Below are 23,782 nucleotides of genomic sequence, written 5' to 3' on the forward strand. Positions count from 1 at the left end.
CGGGGGCCAAAACACCATGATTCGCGCAAGGACGAGCGCAATCCAATTACGTTTCGCATCATTGCCGCGCAATTTCGCACCCGCCATCATGAAGACGTGATAGCAACCGTTGTGCGAAATTCAATGCAAGCTAACTGAAAGCAGATTGACTCAAGTTGGCGATTCCTAATAGAATCGTGCGGTTTGAAATCTGGCCGGGCCGGAAAAATTCCGGGTTGGGCCGAGACTGGGCAGGTGGTGGTGCGAGACCTTCGTGACGAGTGGGATGATAACGCCCGGGATGAGGACGAAGCTGTCGATCCGCTGTCGCGTGCCGAGGCGGTGAAGCTGCTGGGCGAGCGCGCGTTGCGTCCGTCCCGCATGACGCCAGGCAAGGTGGTAGTGGCTCAGGTAATCGTGACGCTGCTTTCGGCACTTGCCTGGTCGATGTTTGCGCAGGGTGGCATGGCCTCAGGCTGGTCCGCTTTCTTCGGTGGCATGGCGTGTTTCGTACCCAGCGGCTTCTTCGCGCTGCGCTTGTACGTTTCGCGCAAGCAGCCATCGGTTGGCGGCCTGGTGGCCGGCGAGGCGATCAAGATCTTCGGCACCGTGGCACTCCTGGTGCTGGTGATCGTGCTGTACCGTGATTTGCACTGGGTACCTTTGCTGGTCACGTTCCTGTTGGCACTCAAGACTTATTGGGTGGCGCTCGCGATCCGCTAAGCGGATGAACGCGAATCCCGTCGCCCTTGGCACTGCACAGGCAGCGCCGCGGCGTGGGGCTTGCGTCTCAGATGAGGCACCCATCCGGATTATCAAGAGGTTTCATGCGCCGCGCGTCACGAAGGTGAAGCGCAGCGTGAGTAAGGTTTTGCCAGAAGTTTTGCCAGAACAAAGCGGCGAGCTTGCACGGGCGGTGACCGGTCATGTGACCGAAGGCCATGCAAGACGCATACCGGTGGGCCGATGAGTTGGCGCCGGACAGACCAATTTCGCAATATACCTTTCGTTTCGACATGTCAGCTGAAGCTACCGCTGGGCACACGCTCACACCCTCAGGCTATATCGCCGAACACTTGCAAAACTTGAATTCGATCGGCGGAAAGCAGCACGCCGTCGTCGATTTCAGTGTCATCAACTATGACACCGTGTTCTGGTCCGTGCTGTGCGGCGCTATCGCCGTGCTGTTCCTCTACGTTGCCGCACGCCGCGTCACGCCGGCCGTGCCGGGCCGCTTCCAGGCTTTCGTGGAAATGATCGTCGAGATGGTCGACGACCAGGCCAAGGGCATCATCCACGGCGACCGTTCGTGGATCGCCCCGCTGGCGCTGATGGTGTTCTGCTGGATCACCCTGATGAACGCCATCGACCTGATCCCCGTCGACTGGGTCACCGGCCTGAACAACCTGCTGGGCATCTTCCACATCCATCTCCCGCACCACCGCGCAGTGGCCACGGCCGACCTGAACGGTACGCTGGGCATGTCGTGCTCGGTGCTGGTGCTGATGATCTACTACAGCTTCAAGATCAAGGGCGCAGGCGGCTTCATGCACGAACTGTTCTCGGCCCCGTTCGGCGCCAAGTGGTACCTGGCCCCGTTCAACCTGATCCTGAACATCATCGAATTCCTGGCCAAGGCCGTGTCGCTGGGCATGCGGTTGTTCGGCAACATGTACGCCGGCGAACTGGTGTTCCTGCTGATCGCACTGCTGGGTTCCATCTGGACGTTCGGTGCGGACCTGTCCGCGCTGGGCTTCATCGGGCACGTGGTTGCCGGCACCGTATGGGCCATCTTCCACATCCTGATCGTGCTGCTCCAGGCCTTTATTTTCATGATGCTGACGCTGGTGTACATCGGCCAGGCTCACGATCACCACTGATTTCAGGTTCTTCGTTTTTTAGTTTTTTGGTTCTAAGTCTCTCTCAATTAAAGGAGTCATCATGCAAGCATATCTCGCCAACATCCAGGGTCTGACCGCAATCGGTATCGGCATCATCATCGGTCTGGGCGCTATCGGTGCCTGCCTGGGTATCGCCCTGATGGGCGGCAAGTACATCGAAGCATGCGCACGTCAGCCTGAACTGATGAACCCGCTGCAAACCAAGATGTTCCTGCTGGCCGGCCTGATCGACGCTGCATTCCTGATCGGCGTGGGTGTTGCAATGCTGTTCGCGTTCGCGAACCCGCTGCTGGCTGTCATTCAGTAAGTCTTTTCGGTCTGCATGATGCTGACGGGCGGCGCAGGCCTCAGTCCGATGGCCTGGCCGCCCTTGTGCATTTATCTGTAGTTTGATTACCGAAAGGAACACACCATGAATCTGAACGCAACGTTTCTTGCGCAGATGGTCGTGTTCTTCATCCTGTGGTGGGTTGTTGCCAAATTCATTTGGCCGCCGCTGGTGAAGGCGCTCGACGAACGCGCAAAGAAGATCGCCGATGGCCTCGCCGCTGCCGAAAAGGGCAAGGCGGAGCTTGAAATCGCCAACAAGCGTGTGGACCAGGCCATGGCCGAAGCCCGCACCGAAGGCGCGCAACGCGTGGCCGACGCTGAAAAGCGCGCCCAGGCAGCCGCCGACGAGATCAAGCAAAACGCCCAGGCGGAAGCCGCACGTATCATCGCCCAGGCCAAGGCCGAGGCGGAACAGCAGGTTACCCGCGCTCGCGAGACGCTGCGCGACCAGGTTGCCGTGCTGGCCGTGAAGGGTGCCGAGCAGATCCTCAAGCGTGAAGTGAACGCGCAGGTCCACGCAGACCTGCTCAATCAACTCAAGGCTGAGCTCTAATCATGGCTGAAACCGCAACCATTGCCCGTCCCTACGCCGAGGCGCTGTTCCGCGTCGCGAGCGAAGCCGGTGCAGGCAACCTGGGTGCATGGTCCGAACTGGTGTCGGAAATGGGGCAGGTTGCCGCCAATCCCGACATGCAGGCCCTCGCCACCGATCCGAACGTCCCGGGCGCCAAGCTCGAGGAAGTGTTCCTGTCGGTGCTGAAGAGCCCGGTGAACGACGAGGCAAAGCGCTTCGTCAAGCTGCTGGTAGAAAACAGCCGCCTGACGGTGCTGCCGGAGATCGCCGAACAGTTCCATGTGCTCAAGAACGCCCGCGAGGGGTCGTCCGATGTGGAAATCACCAGCGCTTTCCCGCTGGATGACTCGCAGAAGAACGACCTGGTCGCCGCACTCGAACGCAAATTCGGCCGCAAGCTGTACGCGAACGTGGTGGTCGACCCATCGCTGATCGGCGGCGTGAGCGTCAAGGTCGGCGACGAAGTGCTCGACACCTCCGTGCGTACGCGCCTGGCTGCCATGCAAGCCACGCTGACCGCCTGACCGCAACGGCCGACGGATTGAAGAATTAGGAGCATTGTGATGCAACTGAACCCCTCAGAAATCAGCGAGCTGATCAAGTCCCGCATCTCGGGTCTTGGCGCCGACGCTGAAGTGCGCAACACCGGCACGGTAATTTCCGTGACCGATGGTATCTGCCGCGTGCACGGCCTGTCTGGCGTGATGCAGGGCGAGATGCTGGAATTCCCGGGTAACACCTTTGGCCTGGCACTGAACCTCGAGCGTGACTCGGTGGGTGCCGTGGTGCTGGGTGATTACGAACACATTTCGGAAGGCGATACGGTCAAGTGCACCGGCCGCATTCTGGAAGTGCCGGTTGGCAAGGAACTGCTGGGCCGCGTGGTCAACACGCTGGGCCAGCCGATCGACGGCAAGGGCCCGATCAACGCCAAGGAAACGGACGTGATCGAGAAGGTGGCACCGGGCGTGATCGCACGTCAGTCGGTGAGCCAACCGGTCCAGACCGGCCTGAAGTCGATCGACGCGATGGTGCCCATCGGCCGTGGCCAGCGCGAGCTGATCATTGGCGACCGCCAGACCGGCAAGACCGCCGTGGCCGTCGACGCCATCATCAACCAGAAGGGCAAGGGCGTCTTCTGCGTGTACGTGGCAATCGGCCAGAAGGCTTCGACGATCTCGAACGTGGTGCGCAAGCTCGAAGAGCTGGGCGCCATGGAATACACGATCGTCGTGGCCGCATCGGCTTCGGACTCGGCCGCCATGCAGTACCTGGCTGCCTACGCCGGCTGCACGATGGGCGAATACTTCCGCGACCGCGGTGAAGACGCACTGATCGTCTATGACGATCTGACCAAGCAGGCATGGGCCTACCGTCAGGTGTCGCTGCTGCTGCGCCGCCCGCCGGGCCGCGAAGCCTACCCTGGCGACGTGTTCTACCTGCACTCGCGTCTGCTCGAGCGTGCTGCCCGCGTGAACGAAGACTACGTGGCCAAGTTCACGAACGGCGCCGTCACCGGCAAGACCGGTTCGCTGACCGCGCTGCCCGTGATCGAAACGCAGGCTGGCGACGTGTCCGCCTTCGTGCCGACCAACGTGATCTCGATTACCGACGGTCAGATCTTCCTGGAAACCGACCTGTTCAACGCCGGTGTCCGCCCCGCTATCAACGCCGGTATTTCGGTGTCGCGCGTGGGTGGTGCAGCGCAGACCAAGGTCGTCAAGAAGCTGTCCGGCGGTATCCGTACCGACCTGGCCCAGTACCGTGAACTGGCTGCGTTCGCGCAGTTTGCCTCGGACCTGGACGATGCCACCCGCAAGCAGCTGGAGCGCGGCCGCCGCGTGACGGAACTGCTGAAGCAGCCGCAATACCAGCCGCTGCAAGTGTGGCAACTGGCCGCGTCGCTGTACGCCGCGAACAATGGCTTCCTCGACAACGTCGACGTGAAGGACATCCTGCCGTTCGAGAAGGGCCTGCACGACCACCTGAAGACCAAGTTCGCCGACCTCGTCAACCGCATCGAAGATACCAAGGATCTGTCGAAGGACGACGAAGCCGCCCTGCGTGCCGCGATCGAGGATTTCAGGAAGTCCGCCGCGTTCTAACCGCGTGATTCCATGCGCTGCGCCGCCGCTGCCGCAAGGCAGCGGGCGCGGCATGAATGGAGAGGAAAGATATGGCCGGAACGAAAGAGATTCGAACCAAGATCAAGAGCGTGCAGAACACGCGAAAGATCACCAAGGCGATGGAGATGGTCGCCGCATCCAAAATGCGCAAGGCGCAGGAACGGATGCGTAACGCCCGCCCTTACGCTGAAAAAGTGCGCAATATCGCAGCGCACCTTTCCGCTGCCAACCCCGAGTTCAAGCACCCGTTCATGGTGGCGCGCGATGTGAAGCGCGTCGGCATGATCGTGGTGACGACCGACAAGGGTCTGTGCGGCGGCATGAACACGAACGTGCTGCGAGCTGTGACCAACGAACTGAAGGACCTGCAGGGCCGGGGCGTGGACGTGCAAGCGACCGCCATCGGTACCAAGGGCATGCAGTTCCTGGGTCGCATCGGCGCCAAGGTGGTCTCGAACGTGACGCAGCTCGGTGACACCCCGCACCTGGAAAAGCTGATCGGCGCGATCAAGGTCCAGCTGGATGCCTTCACCAACGGCGAAGTCGATGCGGTGTACCTGGCCTATACCAGGTTCATCAACACGATGAAGCAGGAGCCGATGGTCGAGCAACTGCTGCCCCTGGCGGCAGACAAGCTGAGCCAGACCGAAGATGAGAAGCGCGCCTACTCGTGGGATTACATCTACGAGCCCGACGCCCAGACGGTTGTGGAAGAGTTGCTCGTCCGCTACGTCGAAGCGCTGGTGTACCAGGCCGTGGCCGAGAACATGGCGTCGGAACAATCCGCGCGCATGGTGGCCATGAAGGCGGCATCCGACAATGCCAAGAACGTGATTGGCGAACTGCAACTGGTCTACAACAAGACCCGTCAGGCAGCGATCACGAAGGAACTGTCGGAAATCGTCAGCGGCGCGGCAGCGGTCTAAGGCGTCAAGTATTCAAGCTATCGGAGATACGAAATGAGTATCGGAAATATTGTGCAGTGCATTGGCGCCGTGGTGGACATCGAGTTCCCGCGTGACGCAATGCCGAAGGTGTACGACGCACTCGTGCTCGAAGAGGGCAACGACAAGTCGTTCGCCGAGAAGGGTCTGACCTTCGAAGTGCAGCAGCAGCTGGGCGACGGCGTGGTGCGTACCATTGCCCTGGGTTCCTCGGACGGCCTGCGCCGTGGCATGTCGGTGAAGAGCACCGGCGCCCCCATCTCCGTGCCGGTTGGCCACGGTACGCTGGGCCGCATCATGGACGTGCTGGGTCGCCCGATCGACGAAGCCGGTCCGATCGCCGCTGACGAAAAGCGCGCGATTCACCAGAAGGCACCGAAGTTCGACGAACTGTCGCCTTCGGTTGACCTGCTGGAAACGGGCATCAAGGTGATCGACCTGGTGTGCCCGTTTGCAAAGGGCGGCAAGGTGGGCCTGTTCGGTGGCGCCGGCGTCGGCAAGACCGTGAACATGATGGAGCTCATCAACAACATCGCCAAGCAGCACAGCGGTTTGTCGGTGTTTGCCGGCGTGGGCGAGCGTACCCGTGAAGGGAACGACTTCTACCACGAAATGAAGGACTCGAACGTGCTCGACAAGGTGGCCATGGTGTTCGGCCAGATGAACGAGCCGCCGGGCAACCGTCTGCGCGTGGCGCTGACCGGCCTGACCATGGCCGAGCGCTTCCGCGACGAAGGCCGCGACATCCTGTTCTTCGTCGACAACATCTACCGCTACACGCTGGCCGGTACGGAAGTGTCGGCACTGCTGGGCCGTATGCCTTCGGCCGTGGGCTACCAGCCTACGCTGGCTGAAGAAATGGGCAAGCTGCAGGAACGGATCACGTCGACCAAGACGGGTTCGATCACGTCGATTCAGGCCGTGTACGTGCCTGCGGATGACTTGACCGATCCGTCGCCGGCTACCACCTTCCTGCACCTGGACTCGACCGTCGTGCTGTCGCGTGACATCGCCGCGCTGGGTATCTACCCCGCCGTCGATCCGCTCGATTCGACCTCGCGCCAGCTGGATCCGCAAGTCGTGGGTACGGAACACTACGAAGTGGCCCGCCGCGTCCAGCAGACCCTGCAGCGCTACAAGGAACTGCGCGACATTATCGCGATTCTGGGCATGGACGAACTGTCGCCGGAAGACAAGCTCGCCGTGTCGCGTGCGCGTAAGATCCAGCGTTTCCTGTCGCAGCCGTTCCACGTGGCCGAAGTGTTCACGGGTTCGCCGGGCAAGTACGTGCCGCTGAAGGAAACCATCCGTGGTTTCAAGATGCTGGTGGATGGCGAGTGCGATCACCTGCCCGAGCAGGCGTTCTACATGGTTGGCTCGATCGACGAAGCCTTCGAAAAGGCCAAGAAGCTTCAGTAAGCGAGGTCTTTCGCCTTCACCGGTCGGGGTGGCATCGCCGAAAGGCAGCCACCCGGGCTGAAGGCGAATCACCGCTTCCTGTTTGCGGGAAGCAAACGCCTTCTGGAGAAAGGATCATATATGGCAACCATTCTTGTAGACGTCGTCAGCGCGGAGTCGTCGATCTTTTCCGGTCAGGCGAAGTTCGTTGCGCTGCCGGGCGAGTCGGGTGAACTCGGTATTCTGCCGGGCCACACGCCGCTGATCACGCGTATCCAACCCGGTGCGGTTCGCATCGAGAAGGAAGACGGCAGCGAGGAATTCGTGTTCGTTGCCGGCGGCATTCTGGAAGTCCAGCCTCAGCACGTGACCGTGCTGGCCGACACCGCCATCCGCGGTGGCGATCTGGACGAAGCCAAGGCCCAGGAAGCGAAGCGCGCTGCCGAGGAGCTGATGCAGAACCAGAGCAGCGATCTCGACCTGGCTCGTGCGCAAAGCGAACTGGCCGTGGCCGCCGCACAGCTGGCTGCAATCGCCCGCCTGCGTCGTAAGAAGTAAGCATTACCTGACTAACGCCGCGTCGTTGTTTTTTGAGCGTGGTCAGTAAAAAAGGCAGCCAGTTGGCTGCCTTTTTTTAAGTGCGCGCGCTATATTTTCGAGCCAGGACGGCAAAAAAAAGCGCGCGGGCCGGGGAGGCACCGCGCGGACGGGAAAATCCCTTCGAGGGGTCAATTCGAAGGAACGGGTTCGGTCCAGGAGTTTTACTTACAAGCGCAGCGGAACTTTCGTCTCCGCATGATCGGCGAGTTTCCCACTCTGGAATCTCAAGCCTCGCGCTGCCAGCTTTCCTGGTTGTCCGGATCAGCCACTTCTGAGAAGAGGCTGGTCTGGATAATTCGGGTTACTGCTAGGCTTTCTTCTACACCCCTTATTATTCAAGAGCTTAGCGGCGGGGGTGCCTCACACCAAGCGCTGGTCTGTCAATGCATTGTGGGGGAAACTTCTGGGCATGGCAGTAACAAAATGTATCGGTTTGCAAGAAGTTGAAAGCTGGCTGCGATATTTCCCGGCGTTTTAAACACTTTTGCGCAAATTTGAAACCGTTTTCATCACCTGAACGGCGCGCTCTCCCTTGGGAAAATGTAAATACATTTCGGGGCTAGTGTACTGAATGCATTACGTTTTTTAGGGCCGTGCTTAATTGGCATCCCTCCTTGGTAGGGTGGCTGCCATTTCGCTGCCAACGCTCTGTGCGATGCCGCATTCAGCGTTACGATTCGAAACGGTTCGTATTGCCGTTTTCCGAAGCGGTGGAGCCGCCGCAACTGCCGCTACACTGACGATCCTTCGTTATTCCCGATTTCTCCATGGCCATCGATCCCCAATTGCAGGCGTACTACCTTCGCATGGCTGAACGGTATGCGGGACAACCTCTTGCGGCGGATGCCGTGGCGCGTCGTGCGCGCTTCGAGGAGGTGGCGGCGCTGTCCATCCTGCCAGATCCGGAAGACATGCAAGTCAGCAACCTGGAGATCCCGGTCGACGGTGCGGCACTGCCTGTCCGCATATTTCGACCCGCGGCCAGCGCCCCGGCACGCCTGATTGTCTATTTCCATGGGGGAGGCTGGGTGGTTGGCTCGCCGGTGACCCATCACACGGTTGCCGCCTTGCTGGCCACCGATACGGGGTGCATCGTGGCGAGTGTCGATTACCGCCTGGCGCCCGAGTATGCGTTTCCGACACCATGCGACGACGCCGTGGCCGCCGTGCGATGGCTCGCGGCACAACGCGAAGCACTCGGCGCGACGCCAGACTTTCTGGCCGTCGCCGGCGATAGCGCCGGTGGTCATCTGGCCGCCGCGGCGGCGCGTGTCGTCAACGAGGAGGCCGGTGCGCCAGTGGTGAACGCCCAGTTGCTGATCTATCCGGTGGCCGCGCCTGTGCTGACGACGGAAAGCTACCGCGCCTTTGCCGAAGGGCCGGGCCTGACGCGCGACGAGATGTCATGGTTCTGGACCCAGTACATCGGTGACGCCGCGTTGGCGCGGGGACCGGAAGAGTCCGATCCGCGCATTCATTTGATGGCTTCGCCACCTGCCCAGTTGCCGCCAGCCACTGTGGTGATGGTCGCCGCCAACGACGTGCTGCGCGACGATGGCCTGGCCTACGCGGATTTCCTGGTGCGTCATGACGCACCGGTGACCACGATCGAGGCGAGCGGCATGACGCATGGCTTTGCGCGTCTGCAGCCGGAGGCGCCGCGTGCTCGCGAGTGGATGCGGCGCGCGGCGCAGGCATTCGTCGGCACCTTCGACGAACTCTGAGTCTGCTGCACCGAGCCCGCCGGACATGACGGGCATCACGGCACCAGCCGTGGGAAGACCGCTGCGTTCCCGTAGAATGGCGGTCTTACGAGGATGACCATGACCGCATTGCAGAACGATACCTTCCTGCGCGCATTGCGCCGGCAGCCCACCGAACACACACCGCTGTGGCTGATGCGCCAGGCGGGCCGCTACCTGCCTGAATATAATGCCACGCGCGCGCGCGCAGGCAGTTTCCTGGGACTCGCCAAGAATCCGGCATATGCGACCGAGGTGACGCTGCAGCCGTTGGACCGGTATTCGCTGGACGCGGCCATTCTGTTCTCCGACATCCTGACCGTCCCGGACGCGATGGGCCTCGGCCTGTCCTTCGCTCAGGGCGAAGGCCCGCGTTTTGCACATCCGCTGCGTACCGAAGCCGATGTGGCGAAGCTGGCCGTGCCGGATATGTCGTCACTGCAATACGTGTTCGATGCAGTCAGCGAGATCCGCCGCGCGCTTGTGCAGGACGGTCGCCAGCGCGTGCCGCTGATCGGTTTCTCGGGCAGCCCATGGACCCTGGCCTGCTACATGGTGGAAGGCGGAGGCTCCGACGATTTCCGCACTGTGAAGGCCATGATGTATGGCCGGCCAGACTTGATGCATCGCATCCTGGAAATCAATGCCCAGGCTGTTTCCGCCTACCTGAACGCGCAGATCGAAGCCGGCGCGCAGGCCGTGATGGTGTTCGATACCTGGGGCGGTGCACTGGCCGACGGCATGTACCAGACGTTCTCGCTGGCCTATATGCGTCGGGTGCTGCAGGGCCTTAAGCGCGAGCACAACGGCGAGCAGATTCCCGTGATCGTCTTTACCAAGGGCGGCGGTATCTGGCTGGAGCAGATCGCTGATATCGGCCCGGACGCCATCGGCCTGGACTGGACCGTCAACCTGACGCAGGCTCGCCAGCGCACCGGTAACCGTGTGGCGCTCCAGGGCAACATCGATCCGACCGTCCTCTTTGCCCCGGAAGCGGCGATTCGCGAACAGGTGCGCAACGTACTCGACAGCTTCGCGGCAGGTGGTGGTAGCGATGGCCACGTCTTCAACCTGGGACACGGTATTTCGCAGTTCACGCCGCCTGAGAACGTTTCGATCCTCGTCGATGAGGTCCACGCTCACAGCCGCAAACTGCGCGCTACGCGGTCAGCCTGATTCTCTGTGCAGTCAGTTTCCCCGCGTCGCAACGATGTGATGGGTAAAATCCCATTTGTGGCGCAGGCGGCGCTAAAGGCGGGCTGTCAAGTAAACTATTTTGATTTTTATCGCCAAAAAGGTGCCAGGGGCTTGTTGTCAAGGCTTGACTTATGCACACCGATAGGTTTGCGGCGCTGCACGAGCGGGTAAGTCCTTAACTCACTTGGGGGAGGTTTGCAAGCCCTTGATTTATAAGGCTTTGAATCTTCTCCAAACGGGCTGGCCGGAGCGATGGAACCCTTGCCGTACGCGCCTTAGCGGGTGGTCGGCGCGACTTTTCAACAAAGTTATCCACAGGCATTTTCTGGCAGCGGCAAAACCTTCCATGGATCATCGACTTAGGGTCACATTTCAAGTTTTACTTTAAGTTGATGTTGCGCCGCACACAGACTTCCTCCAACGTAAAGTTCTCGACTGGCATGCACCGGATTCGCGCCATCGCCATGCACCAGTCGGGAGGGTGCGTGTGATCAGCCCCAACTCGCCAGGCACGGTAACTGTGGCGGATACCTTACAGACAACTGCTCCCACGTTGTCGTATCCCCGAATCGTCCGCGTGGCACTCGATACGCCGGCCGATGACTGCTTCGACTATCTCTCCGATGGCGCGGCCGCACCCGGGGAGCTGGTGGTCGTGCCGTTTGGCAAGCGCATGGTGGTGGGCGTCGCCGTTGCACTCGCAGACGATTCGGATGTGCCTTCGGACAAGCTCCGGCCCATTACGCAGCGAATCGGCTGGCTGCCCCCGCTCAACGACGAGTGGCTCGCCCTGGCCCGGTTCGCCGCGCGCTACTACCACCGTTGTCTGGGCGAGGTGATGCTGCCATCGCTGCCGCCGTCGCTGCGCGACGCGGAGACGTGGGAGCGGCTTGGCGTGCGCGCCCAGACCGTGCAGTACCGGCTGCGGCCCGGGTGTGCCGACGCGTTGCGTGAGGCCGCTCCCACTCGCGCCCGCACCGTGCGTGCCCTGGCTGAACTGCTGATCGCCGCGCAGGACTGGGTACGCCTGCCCGATGCGAGGGAAATCTGCGCGGCGGCACCGGCGCGCTTGGCTGAATGGGAGGCCGCAGGCTGGGTCGAGTGCGCGCACGCGCCGCAGATCCTGCTGGAGACGCGTGCAGACCTTGCGCCATCGCCTGCGCCGGCACTCCATGACGAGCAGCGCCGGGCGGTGGATGCCATCGCGGGCGCCGCGGGCTTCGCGGCCTTCCTGCTGCACGGTGTGACCGGCAGCGGCAAGACCGAGGTGTATCTGCACGCGATGGCGGATCGGCTCGCAGCGGACCCCTCGGCGCAGGTGCTAATGCTGGTCCCCGAAATCAACCTCACGCCACAGCTGCAATCCCGGATCGCCGAGCGCTTTCCGGACTTGCCGCTGGCCGTGCTTCACAGCGGCCTCGCCGATCAGGAGCGCAGCCTCCAGTGGCTGGCGGCGCACCGGGGTGAGGCGCGCATCGTGCTGGGCACCCGGATGGCGGTGATGGCGTCGATGCCGAACCTCAAGCTGATCGTTGTCGACGAAGAACACGATACGTCCTACAAGCAGCAGGAAGGGTTGCGCTACTCGGCGCGCGACCTCGCGGTCTGGCGGGCGAACCAGCTCAAGGTGCCGATCGTGCTGGGGTCGGCTACGCCTTCGATGGAATCCTGGCAGCGTGCCGAGCAGGGCGCGTATCGCAAGCTGGTGTTGCGCGAACGCGCCCAGACCGATGCCGCGTTGCCGACCGTTCGGCTGATCGATCTGAATCACGAGCGTCAGCGTCAGCGCGAACTGTTCGAGGGGCTGTCGGTGCCGTTGCTCGATGCGATCCAGCATCGGCTCGATCGCGGCCAGCAGAGCCTGCTGTTCCTCAACCGGCGAGGTTATGCACCGGTGCTGGCCTGCGATAGCTGCGGCTGGCTGTCGGGTTGCCCGCGCTGCTCGGCGTACCTGGTGCTGCATCGACCGGAACGACGGCTGCGCTGCCACCACTGCGGGTTGGAGTCGCCGGTGCCACACCATTGCCCGGACTGCGGCAATGTCGATGTGGCGCCGCTCGGGCGTGGTACGCAGCGAATCGAGGAAGCGTTATCCACACGTTTTCCACAGGCTCGCATCGCGCGCATCGATGCCGATTCCACGCGCAAGAAGGGCAGCGCGCAGGCCATGTTCGATGAGGTTCATGCGGGCGAGGTCGATATCCTCGTGGGCACCCAGATGGTGGCCAAGGGCCACGACTTCCAGCGCGTGACGCTGGTCGGCGTGGTCCACCCCGACGCCGCCATGTTCAGTCACGACTTCCGCGCGGCCGAGCATCTGTTTGCGTCCTTGATGCAGGTGGCCGGACGGGCGGGCAGGGCGGGACTGGGCGGCGAAGTGATGATTCAGACGCGTTATCCGGACGCCCCCGCATTGCAGGCCCTGGCGCGCCATGACTATGATGGATTCGCAGCCAGCCAGTTGCGCGAGCGCCGGCAGGCCGGGTTGCCCCCGTTCGCCTACCAGGCGCTCATCACGGCGGAACACGGCGAGCTGGAACGTGCGTTGACCTTCCTGAAAGCCGCGCGGGACCATGCCGATGCATGCCCGATGGCGCCCGAGGTGCAACTCCATGACCCGGTGCCGATGTCGATGGTGCGCATCTTCAACAAGGAGCGTGCCCAGATGCTGGTCGAAGCCGGATCGCGCCCCGTGCTGCAACGGTTTTTGAGTGAGTGGCTGCCCACTTTTCAGGAGGTGGGTGCGCAGGTGAAGGGCGTGCGCTGGCAGTTGGAAATCGATCCGTTGAGGATCTGAGGCCGGCCTTGCGAGGTCTGTCATGTTGCGTGGGTGCAACCTTTTCCAGGCGGGACGAACTAGGTGGTTGCACTAGGTTGCACCTCGTAATTCTACGAGAGTAAGATCGCGCCAATCGGCAGGCTGGCGCGTTACGCCCATGCGTATCGCCACGGCCGCCACCGCCTTCTTAAGATCCGCTGGAGAACTGCCCGCATGGCCACCACCACCCTCGGCGTGAAGCTCGACGATGCTTCGCGTGAACGCCTGAAACGCGTTGCCCAATCGATCGACCGTACCCCCCACTGGCTGATCAAGCAGGCCATCTTCACGTATCTGGAGCAGATCGAGCGCGGCCATCTGCCGCACGAAGGCGCCAACGGCACGTCGCATGACACGGATGGTGATGCTGGCGATGTGGCGCAGGGCGAGGCCATGGCCCAGCCGTTCCTGGAATTTGCGCAGAGCATCCAGCCGCAGTCGGTGTTGCGCGCGGCGATTACGTCTGCGTATCGCCGTCCGGAAACCGAATGCGTGCCGGTGCTGCTGGAGCAGGCCCGCCTGCCGAAGGCCGAGGCCGACGCCGCCATCAAGATGGCGCGCACGCTGGCGCAGAAGCTGCGCGAGCAAAAGGTGGGTACGGGCCGTGAGGGTCTGGTGCAGGGCCTGATCCAGGAGTTCTCGTTGTCGTCGCAGGAAGGCGTAGCGCTGATGTGCCTGGCCGAGGCACTGCTGCGCATCCCCGACAAGGCCACGCGCGACGCTCTGATTCGCGACAAGATCAGCGGCGCGAACTGGCAGTCGCACCTGGGCCAAAGCCCGTCGCTGTTCGTGAACGCCGCCACCTGGGGCCTGCTGCTGACTGGCCGGCTGGTGGCCACGCACACCGAAGCCGGATTGTCGAAGGCGCTGACGCGCATCATCGGCAAGGGCGGCGAGCCGCTGATCCGCAAGGGCGTGGACATGGCCATGCGCCTGATGGGCGAGCAGTTCGTCACTGGCGAGACGATTTCCGAGGCGCTGGCCAACGCGCGCAAGTATGAGGCCGAAGGCTTCCGTTATTCGTACGACATGCTTGGCGAGGCTGCGATGACCGAGGCCGACGCGCAGCGCTACCTGGCATCGTACGAGCAGGCCATCCACGCAATCGGCCAGGCGTCGCGCGGCCGGGGCATCTATGAAGGCCCGGGCATCTCGATCAAGCTGTCGGCGCTGCATCCGCGCTACAGCCGCGCGCAGCACGAACGCGTGATTTCCGAACTGTATGGCCGCCTGAAGAGCCTGACGCTGCTGGCCCGCCAGTACGACATCGGCATCAATATCGACGCCGAAGAAGCTGACCGCCTGGAAATCTCGCTCGATTTGCTGGAGCGCCTGTGCTTCGAACCGGAACTGGCCGGTTGGAACGGTATCGGCTTCGTGGTGCAGGGTTACCAGAAACGCTGCCCGTTCGTGATCGATTTCCTGATCGACCTGGCACGCCGCAGCCGCCACCGCCTGATGATCCGCCTGGTGAAGGGCGCGTACTGGGACAGCGAGATCAAGCGCGCCCAGGTGGATGGGCTGGAAGGCTACCCGGTCTACACGCGCAAGGTGTACACGGACGTGGCCTACGTGGCATGCGCCCGCAAGCTGCTGTCGGTGCCGGACGCAATCTATCCGCAGTTCGCCACGCACAACGCGCATACGCTGTCGGCCATCTACCAGATCGCCGGTCAGAGCTACTACCCCGGCCAGTATGAATTCCAGTGCCTGCATGGCATGGGCGAGCCGCTGTACGACCAGATCGTCGGCCCGAAGTCGGACGGCAAGTTCAACCGTCCGTGCCGCATCTACGCACCGGTTGGCACCCATGAAACGCTGCTGGCGTACCTGGTGCGCCGCCTGCTGGAGAACGGCGCGAACACGTCGTTCGTGAACCGCATCGCCGATGAATCCATCCCGCTGGACGAACTGGTGGCCGATCCGGTGACCGTGGTCGAATCGATGCACAAGACGGAAGGTACGCTGGGCCTCTCGCACCCGCGCATCCCGCATCCGCGTGAACTGTATGGCGACGCGCGCGCCAATTCGGCGGGCATCGATCTGTCGAACGAGCATCGCCTGGCCTCGCTGTCGTCGGCACTGCTGGCCGGCGCCAGCGAAGTCCACCGTGCCGAACCGCTGCTCGGTGCCGACATCCCGCGCGGCGACGCCAAGCTCGACCCCGTGCTGAACCCGGCCGACCACCGCGACGTGGTGGGCCACACCAGCGAAGCCACGCCGTTCGAAGTGGAGGCCGCGCTGGCTGCCGCCGTGAATGTGGCACCGATCTGGCAGGCCACGCCGCCGGAGGTGCGCGCCGCTGCGCTGGAGCGCGCCGCCGACCTGATGGAAGCCCAGATGCAGCAGTTGATGGGCGTCATCATGCGCGAGGCCGGCAAGACGTTCTCGAACGCCATCGCCGAAGTCCGCGAAGCGGTCGACTTCCTGCGCTACTACGCGGTGCAGGTGCGCGAGACGTTCTCGAACGACACGCACCGCCCGCTCGGCCCCGTGGTCTGTATCAGCCCGTGGAACTTCCCGCTGGCGATCTTCACGGGTCAGGTTGCTGCCGCACTGGCTGCCGGCAACCCGGTGCTGGCCAAGCCTGCCGAACAGACCCCGCTGATCGCCGCCGCTGCTGTGCGTCTGCTGCGCGAAGCCGGTGTGCCGGCTGGTGCCGTGCAACTGCTGCCGGGCCGTGGCGAGACCGTGGGCGCTGCGCTCGTGGGCGATGCGCGCGTGAAGGGCGTGATGTTCACCGGCTCCACCGAAGTGGCACGCCTGCTGCAACGTAATGTTGCGGGTCGCCTCGATGCGGCGGGCCGTCCGATTCCGCTAATCGCCGAAACGGGCGGCCAGAACGCGATGATCGTGGACTCCTCGGCCCTGGCCGAACAGGTGGTGGGCGACGTCGTGAACTCGGCCTTCGACTCGGCAGGCCAGCGCTGCTCGGCGCTGCGCGTGCTGTGCCTGCAGGAAGACGTGGCCGACCGCATCCTGGAAATGCTCAAGGGCGCCATGGGCGAACTGACGCTGGCCAACCCGGATCGTCTGTCCACCGACGTGGGTCCGGTGATCGACGAGGAGGCGCGCGGCAACATCGTGCGTCACGTGGAAGCCATGCGCGCCAAGGGCCGCCGCGTGCATCAGGCAGATCCGAACGCCGTGCAGTCCGCCGCCTGCCGTAACGGTACGTTCGTGCCGCCGACGCTGATCGAACTCGACTCGATCGAGGAACTGAAGCGCGAGGTCTTCGGCCCGGTGCTGCACGTGGTGCGCTACCCGCGCGCCGCGCTGAATACGATGATCGACCAGATCAACAACACCGGCTATGGCCTGACGCTCGGCATCCACACCCGGATCGACGAGACCATCGCGCATATCGTGGACCGTGCGCATGTCGGTAATCTCTATGTGAACCGCAATATCGTCGGCGCCGTGGTGGGCGTGCAGCCGTTTGGCGGCGAGGGTCTGTCGGGCACGGGTCCGAAGGCTGGCGGCCCGCTGTATCTGCATCGCCTGCTGTCGGTGTGCCCGCAGGATGCCGTGGTGCGCGTCGTGCGCGCCTCGGACGTGGCCGATGCCGCGCAGGCTGCTCCGGTATCCGCCGAGCTGGCCGCACTGAAGGGCTGGGCGCAAGGCAGCCTGCCCGAAGTCGCCGCCGCCTGCGGCCAGTTCGCTGCCGCTTCGGCATCGGGTATCTCGGCCACGCTGCCGGGCCCCACGGGCGAGCGCAATACGTACTCGCTGCTGCCGCGCGAGCGCGTGCTGTGCCTGGCGCAGACGGAGTCGGACCTGGCGCTGCAACTGGGCGCCGTGCTGGCGGTTGGCGCCCAGGCGTTGTGGGTTGACACACCGGTCGCAAAGTCGCTGTTGGCACGGCTGCCGGCCGCAGTACAATCGCGCGTCCGTATGGTTTCCGACTGGAAATCATCGGACACCGACTTCGACGCGGTGCTGCATCACGGCGATTCCGACCAGTTGCGCACCGTCTGTGAACAGGTCGCTACGCGTCCGGGTCCGATTGTCGGCGTCCAGGGCCTGGCCCAGGGTGAACCGAATATCGCGCTCGAGCGTTTGTTGATCGAACGTTCGCTGTCCGTCAATACGGCGGCTGCGGGCGGCAATGCAAGCTTGATGACGATCGGCTGAGGCACGTCCTCTTCCGGTCACCCATCAGAGGCGTGCGGCGAGGGCCGGTGATCCCGACCTTGCTGCGCCACTTAGAATGGAACGGTGCTGCCAACGCCGTTCCGACATATGCCGACAACGGCACCATATGGCACCCGTTTGGGACCCAAGGAGAACTGATGAGCTCGACATTCCGCAAGACGGCCATGACCGTCGCCATGGCCGTTGCCGGCCTGACTGCCGCTTCGGCTGCTTTTGCCCAGGCCCAGGAAATCAAACTGGGCTACGCCGGTCCGCTGACCGGCGGCCAGGCCCAATACGGCAAGGACATGCAGAACGGCATCGTCCTGGCGATCGATGACATGAATGCCACCAAGCCCAAGATCGGCGGCAAGGAAGTCAAGTTCGTGCTGATCTCCGAGGACGACCAGGCCGATCCGAAGACCGGTTCGGTGGTGGCGCAGAAGCTGGTGGACGCCGGCATCCAGGGCATGCTCGGCCACTTCAATTCGGGCACCAGCATCCCGGCGTCGATGGTCTACAACCGTGCAGGCATTCCGCAGATCGCCATGGCCACGGCACCCGAATACACCCGCCAGGGCTTCAAGACCACGTTCCGCATGATGACGTCCGACACCCAGCAGGGTTCGGTGATCGGCGCTTATGTGGTGAAGAAGCTGGGCGCCAAGAACATCGCCATCGTCGACGACCGCACGGCCTACGGCCAGGGTCTGGCTGACGAGTTCGAGAAGGCCGCCAAGGCCGCCGGCGGCAAGATCGTGCGCCGCGAGTTCACGAACGACAAGGCCGTGGACTTCAAGGCTGTGCTGACCAACATCAAGCGCAGCAACCCGGACATCATCTTCTACGGCGGTGCCGAAACCCAATCGGCCCCGATGGCCAAGCAGGTCAAGGAACTGGGCATGAAGGCCCCGCTGGTCTCGGGCGAAATGTCCAAGACCGACAACTTCCTGAAGCTGGCCGGCAACGCCGCCGATGGCACCGTGGTGTCGCTGGCCGGCCTGCCGCTGGAACAGATGCCGGGCGGCGCTGCGTACGAGAAGAAGTACGAGAAGCGCTTCGGCTCGAAGGTCCAGACGTACTCGCCGTACGCCTATGACGGCGCCACCGCGCTGATGACCGCCATGATCAAGGCCGGCTCCGCCGACCCGACGCGCTACCTGCCCGTGCTGGCCGCTACCAGCATGCAGGGCGTGACCACCAAGACGCTGGCCTACGATGCACGCGGCGACCTGAAGGACGGCGGCATCACCGTCTACAAGGTGCAAGGCGGCAAGTGGACCGTGCTGGAAACCGTGGGCGGCAAGTAATCGCCGCTCGCCGAGTAGCTTTTAGCATTACGCGCGCCGGACGGCTTTCCTACGGCTGGCGCGTGGCAGAACTGACGCCACCCGGGCAGATGCCCGCGGTGGCGTTTTTTGTTGGGGAGCGGCTTTTTCTTTCGGTCAACCCCAATCAACCCCCAATCTCCCCCTCTCCTCTCCGAAGTGTGTCACGCCAATAGCGCATAATTCCGCTTTGCTGATTTCTGATGAAGGAGCGGACCTTGCAGGATGTCCGTTACGACCACGCCATCGCGCTGGCAAATGCCGGGCGCCATGACGAAGCTGTACAGGTAGCCGACCAGCTCTGGGCGGCGCATCCCGAAGTTGTGGACTATGCCGCGCTGCGCGCGCAGATCCAGTCGGATCGTGGCGATGTGGCGGCGGCGTTGGCCGCGCTCGACGAGGCCATGACCCGGCTGCCCGAGCTCTCGCTGGCGCCGATGCATCGCTGGGCCTCGCGCGGGGCGCTGGCGCATATGTATGGCACGTTGCTGATGCGTGAAGGGCGCGACACCGAGGCGCAGCCGTGGCTGCACGAGGCCGCGCGCCGCAACGGGCTGGCCACGGGCGAGTGGGCTGCGCATTTCTATGCGGGCTTTGTCGCGTTTCGCCTCAACGATTTCGCGCTGGCGGGCCGCTACTGGCACGACCTGCTGTATCGCTCGCCCGATCTCGGGGCTGGCGATATCCTGCCGCTGGTGCAGGACTATGTCGCGCGCAGCGATGCCGCGCAGCAACTTGGGGAGCCGCTGCTGCGGATCTGCCTGGGCCGGATCGCACTGGATTCCCCGGAGCTGCTCGATCTGACGCCAGCGCAGGGCGATGCCCTGGCCGCGGCACAGGCCGAAACGGTGCTGGCCGCCGAGCCCGATCATCCCGAAGCACGCCGGTTGCGCGCGCCGTTGCGGCTGGGCGTGGACCCGGCGGCGGCACTCGATGACCTGGATACGTACCTGCGTCAGCGTCCGGACCCGCTCGCGCAGGTGCGCGCGCTGACGTGGCGGCACCAGTCGCAAGCCAAGGCAAGTGCCAGCACCCCGGCGCAGCCCGCCTGGACTGGCTTTGCCATGACGGCCAATGCCGACGATGGTGCCATGTACTTCCACGCGGCTGCGGCGCTCGGCGCGTTCATCGACGAGGTGCCTGCGTCACAAGCCGTGCTGAAGCCGATGCTGGAGGCCGCGTGCCGCAAGGGACTGGGCTGTTTCGAGGCATATTTCGAGACGGGCGAGGGCGATGCGCAGGGCCATGGCGGCAACGCCGATCCTCACCTGTATTCCCTGCTGTGCCGCCTGCTGGCGCGCACGCTGCCGGCCGATGCGACGCATCTGGAAGAAAAGGTGTCGCTGCACCAGAAGGGCATGGCGGCCAGCGACTTCATCGACCACTGGATCGACATGCTCGACGCCTACGCGGCGGCGGGCGAGCACCAGAAGGTGGTGGATCTGGCCGGTGAAGTGATGAATCGTCATCCGGTGGAGCGCAACCCTGCGGACGTGAGTTGGGCGTTCAGCCGGCTCGTGGCCGCGTGGGCGGCACTGGGCGGGCGTGAAGCCACGGAATCGGCCAATGCCGCGCTGACCCATATGGATGCCCGTCTCGATGCGCTGCCCGTCGAGGCACGCAGCGAAGGGGCGCACGCCATGGCCCATGCCCGCGCGCACTACGGCGCGTTGCTGGCCAAGGGTATGGCGGGGATGGACGAACACGACCGTGCCGATGCACTGGCGGAACTCGAAGCGCTCCAGCGCCGCTCGCTACTGGTGGAAGACGGCTGGCTCTATGGCCGCTTTGGCCAGATCTGGCGCGACCTCGGCGACAACGAGCGCGCCTTGCCATTGATCGAACAGGCCGTAGCACTTGGGGCTGGCAATGCCCAGGCAGAAGCGCAGGCGCGGGTACAGCGTGCCAGACTCCTCGTGGAACTGGACCGGAAGGCGGAGGCCCTGACGGATTTCCATATGGCGTTTGCTGCGCGTGACGACTGGGATGCCGACGCGTGGCTGCTGGCCGTGCAGGCGGCCGTGGCGCAGGGCCACCGCGAGACGGCACTGGAGTGGTTCGAAAAGGCCAAGGCGGCGGGGGCTGGCGTGGGCACCACGCGTGGGCTCTTCGGCAAGACCGAGGCGGCGCTGAAATCCACCCGGCCGAAGTGGAAGGTATGGGGGCTGTAACGCGGGGCGGGAGGGTCGCGTGGCATCCCACTAGGTGACCCACCGCACAAGACAATTCTCAATTTGAAAGACCTACAAAAGCGCGATCGATGAAGATCGCGCTTTTTGTTTGTGGAAGATGGGTTTTATCGGCAAGATGGGAAAAGTGTCGGACAAGCACTGACACTTTGAAACGTGTCCTTCCATTACCATGACGCGCATGAATGGACTGAGCCAACTTTTCCCCTCGCTGCCGCTGGCGCCGGGCGGCCTGTTCTGGGTAGGTCTCGCACTCGTTGGTGCGGGGCTGGCCGGAGAGGTCTGCCGCCGCTGGCTGGGCATTCCGCGCATCGTCGGATACGCCATGGTCGGGCTGTTCGCCGGCATGCTCGGCCGCAGCATCGTGGACGACAACATGATCGCCCAGACCCGGGTGCTGATCGATATGGCGCTGGCACTGGCGCTGTTCGAACTCGGCCACCGGCTGTCGCTGTCATGGCTGCGCGCCAACCGCTGGTTGCTGTTCACGAGCGCCGCCGAAAGCCTGCTGACGTGGGGCCTCGTCGCCACCGTGCTGCAATGGCTGGGCGCGTCGCCCGGCGTTGCGATCCTGGCCGGTGGTATCGCGGTCAGCACCTCGCCGACCATCGTGCTGCAACTCAAGAACGAACTGCGCGCCGAAGGGCAGGTGACCGAGCGGCTGATGGCCATGGCCGCGCTGAACTCGATCTACGCGGCGGCCATTGTGCAGGTGGCGACGGGCTGGCTGCATTCGGAGTACGGCAACCTGGGCGCTGCGCTGCTGCATCCGCTGTACCTGCTGGTGGGCTCGTGCCTGCTGGCATGGGTAGTTGGCAAGGTGGGGCATGCCATCTACGCGCGGATGTCTTCCGACGATCACTACAGTTTCCTGGTGCTGGTGGGGCTGGTGCTGTTCACGCTGGCGCTGACGCGCGTGCTCAAGCTTTCGATGCCGCTCACGCTGATGCTTGCCGGCGTGGTCTTCAAGCACCAGGACCGCCAGCCGCACGTCTGGCCCACGCACTTCGGTAGCGCGGGCAGCCTCCTGATCATCGTGATGGTGGTATCGCTGGGCCTGCCGCTGACGGCGCAGGACTGGATCATCGGCGGGACGATGGCCGTGGCGCTGGTTGTGCTGCGTCACGTGGCCAAGCTGGTTGGCGTGGTATCACTGGGTTCGTTTTCGGGGCTGAGCCTGCGGCAGGCCATGGCGCTGGGCCTTGCGCTGGCACCGATGTCGGGGCTGGCCTATCTTCTGATGAGCGACATTGCCCGCCTGTATCCGGGCACCGGCGTGCCGCTCGCATCGATCATCCTTTGCGCGCTCGCCATCGAGCAGGTGCTGGGCCCGATCATCGCGGCGTGGGCGCTGCGTTACGCGGGCGAGGCAAGGGACAATGGAGGAGGGCGCTGATGTCGCTCGAACCGTTCAAGCATTCCGAGCCGCTGACCTTTGGCGTGGAGCTGGAGCTCCAGCTCGTCAATCGCCATGACTATGATCTGGCGCCATTCGCACCGGACCTGCTTCGGGCACTCAAGGGCGCGCAGCATGCGGGGGACATCAAGCCCGAGATCAGTCCGTCAATGATCGAGATGAGCACGGGCATTTGCCACAGCTACGCGCAGGCGCTGGAAGAGCTGACTGTCATGCGCGACCTGATGATCAATGCGTCGCGCGGCCTTAACCTCGGCATCTGCGGCGGCGGCACGCATCCGTTCCAGGTGTGGTCCGAGCGCACCATCTCGGACTCCCCGCGCTATCAGTACATCTCGGAGCTATATGGCTACCTGGCCAAGCAGTTCACGGTGTTCGGGCAGCACGTGCACATCGGCTGCCCGAGTGCGGACGAATCGCTGTTCCTGCTCCATGCCATCGGGCGGTATGTGCCGCACTTCATTGCGCTGGCGGCGTCGTCGCCTTATGTGCAGGGGGTCGATACTGGATTTGCATCCGCTCGATTGAATTCTGTTGCCGCGTTTCCGATGAGCGGTCGGGCGCCGCACGTGTTGACGTGGGATGGCTTCGAAGCCTACTTCAACAAGATGCGCGCGACGGGCGTGATCGAGAGCATGAAGGACTTCTATTGGGATATCCGTCCCAAGCCGGAGTTCGGCACGATCGAAGTGCGCGTCATGGATACGCCCCTCACCGTGCAGCGCGCGTGCGATATCGCCGCGTACATCCAGGCGCTTGCGCGATATCTGCTGCTGTCGCGTCCGTTCATGCCGCAGGAAGACGATTACCTCGTCTACACCTTCAACCGTTTTCAGGCGTGCCGCTTTGGGATGGAAGGCGAATACGTGCATCCGAACGAACTGACGCGGATGCCGATTGCAGACCACATCCTGTCGATCTGCGATGCGCTGGAGCCGCATGCGGAGGCACTCGGTTCGCTGCAGGCGCTGTCGAACATCCGCGCACTGGCCGCTTCACGCGACAACGATGCGCATTCGGTACGCGTGATCAACGACGAAGCCCACAGCCTGCGCGATACCGTACGGCATACGTGCGAGCGGTGGGAATCGTAACTCGCGCAGTC

At 63.5% G+C, this 23,782-nt stretch carries 17 protein-coding genes; all 17 read left to right on the forward strand.

Features of this window, described 5'->3' with window-relative positions; genetic code table 11:
• The first annotated feature begins 207 nt into the window (after positions 1-207).
• The gene (locus ABDB81_RS19095; RefSeq protein ID WP_137926247.1) at positions 208-702 is read left to right on the forward strand and encodes an ATP synthase subunit I; all 495 of its coding nucleotides are present in this window, start codon (positions 208-210) and stop codon (positions 700-702) included.
• Positions 703-995: 293 nt separating this feature from the next.
• Entirely contained in the window at positions 996-1,859 is an 864-nt protein-coding gene (atpB, locus tag ABDB81_RS19100; RefSeq protein ID WP_137926237.1) for a F0F1 ATP synthase subunit A, read from the forward strand.
• A 61-nt stretch (positions 1,860-1,920) separates the two neighbouring features.
• A complete protein-coding gene (atpE, locus tag ABDB81_RS19105) occupies positions 1,921-2,187 on the forward strand; it encodes a F0F1 ATP synthase subunit C (RefSeq protein ID WP_092138471.1) in 267 nt (88 codons plus the stop codon).
• Positions 2,188-2,292: 105 nt separating this feature from the next.
• A complete protein-coding gene (locus ABDB81_RS19110) occupies positions 2,293-2,763 on the forward strand; it encodes a F0F1 ATP synthase subunit B (protein WP_137926238.1) in 471 nt (156 codons plus the stop codon).
• 2 nt (positions 2,764-2,765) lie between these two features.
• Positions 2,766-3,308, forward strand: coding sequence for a F0F1 ATP synthase subunit delta (locus tag ABDB81_RS19115; protein ID WP_137926239.1), 543 nt, complete (start codon positions 2,766-2,768; stop codon positions 3,306-3,308).
• A gap of 39 nt (positions 3,309-3,347) precedes the next feature.
• The gene (gene atpA, locus ABDB81_RS19120; protein ID WP_137926240.1) at positions 3,348-4,889 is read left to right on the forward strand and encodes a F0F1 ATP synthase subunit alpha; all 1,542 of its coding nucleotides are present in this window, start codon (positions 3,348-3,350) and stop codon (positions 4,887-4,889) included.
• A gap of 71 nt (positions 4,890-4,960) precedes the next feature.
• Positions 4,961-5,836 carry a F0F1 ATP synthase subunit gamma gene (atpG, locus tag ABDB81_RS19125; protein ID WP_137926241.1) on the forward strand — a complete coding sequence of 292 codons (876 nt, stop codon included), beginning with the start codon at positions 4,961-4,963 and terminating at the stop codon, positions 5,834-5,836.
• 33 nt (positions 5,837-5,869) lie between these two features.
• The gene (gene atpD, locus ABDB81_RS19130; protein WP_029051300.1) at positions 5,870-7,273 is read left to right on the forward strand and encodes a F0F1 ATP synthase subunit beta; all 1,404 of its coding nucleotides are present in this window, start codon (positions 5,870-5,872) and stop codon (positions 7,271-7,273) included.
• 120 nt (positions 7,274-7,393) lie between these two features.
• On the forward strand, positions 7,394-7,810 hold the full coding sequence (locus ABDB81_RS19135) for a F0F1 ATP synthase subunit epsilon (protein WP_137926242.1): 417 nt from the start codon (positions 7,394-7,396) through the stop codon (positions 7,808-7,810).
• Positions 7,811-8,619: 809 nt separating this feature from the next.
• Positions 8,620-9,576: an alpha/beta hydrolase gene (locus ABDB81_RS19140; RefSeq protein WP_346812922.1), complete on the forward strand. Its 957-nt coding sequence runs from the start codon at positions 8,620-8,622 to the stop codon at positions 9,574-9,576.
• 99 nt (positions 9,577-9,675) lie between these two features.
• Positions 9,676-10,770: a uroporphyrinogen decarboxylase gene (hemE, locus tag ABDB81_RS19145; RefSeq protein WP_346812923.1), complete on the forward strand. Its 1,095-nt coding sequence runs from the start codon at positions 9,676-9,678 to the stop codon at positions 10,768-10,770.
• 541 nt (positions 10,771-11,311) lie between these two features.
• The gene (locus tag ABDB81_RS19150; RefSeq protein WP_346812949.1) at positions 11,312-13,588 is read left to right on the forward strand and encodes a primosomal protein N'; all 2,277 of its coding nucleotides are present in this window, start codon (positions 11,312-11,314) and stop codon (positions 13,586-13,588) included.
• A gap of 195 nt (positions 13,589-13,783) precedes the next feature.
• Positions 13,784-17,743: a trifunctional transcriptional regulator/proline dehydrogenase/L-glutamate gamma-semialdehyde dehydrogenase gene (gene putA / locus ABDB81_RS19155; protein ID WP_346812924.1), complete on the forward strand. Its 3,960-nt coding sequence runs from the start codon at positions 13,784-13,786 to the stop codon at positions 17,741-17,743.
• 158 nt (positions 17,744-17,901) lie between these two features.
• On the forward strand, positions 17,902-19,053 hold the full coding sequence (locus tag ABDB81_RS19160) for a branched-chain amino acid ABC transporter substrate-binding protein (protein WP_137928551.1): 1,152 nt from the start codon (positions 17,902-17,904) through the stop codon (positions 19,051-19,053).
• A gap of 221 nt (positions 19,054-19,274) precedes the next feature.
• Positions 19,275-21,242 carry a hypothetical protein gene (locus ABDB81_RS19165; RefSeq protein ID WP_346812925.1) on the forward strand — a complete coding sequence of 656 codons (1,968 nt, stop codon included), beginning with the start codon at positions 19,275-19,277 and terminating at the stop codon, positions 21,240-21,242.
• A gap of 190 nt (positions 21,243-21,432) precedes the next feature.
• Positions 21,433-22,656: a cation:proton antiporter gene (locus tag ABDB81_RS19170; protein ID WP_171020511.1), complete on the forward strand. Its 1,224-nt coding sequence runs from the start codon at positions 21,433-21,435 to the stop codon at positions 22,654-22,656.
• Positions 22,656-23,771, forward strand: coding sequence for a YbdK family carboxylate-amine ligase (locus tag ABDB81_RS19175; protein WP_160473128.1), 1,116 nt, complete (start codon positions 22,656-22,658; stop codon positions 23,769-23,771). The genes ABDB81_RS19170 and ABDB81_RS19175 overlap by 1 nt, the downstream gene beginning before the upstream one ends.
• Positions 23,772-23,782 lie beyond the last annotated feature (11 nt).

The sequence above is a fragment of the Cupriavidus sp. DL-D2 genome, from assembly GCF_039710735.1.
Taxonomy (GTDB): Bacteria; Pseudomonadota; Gammaproteobacteria; order Burkholderiales; family Burkholderiaceae; genus Cupriavidus.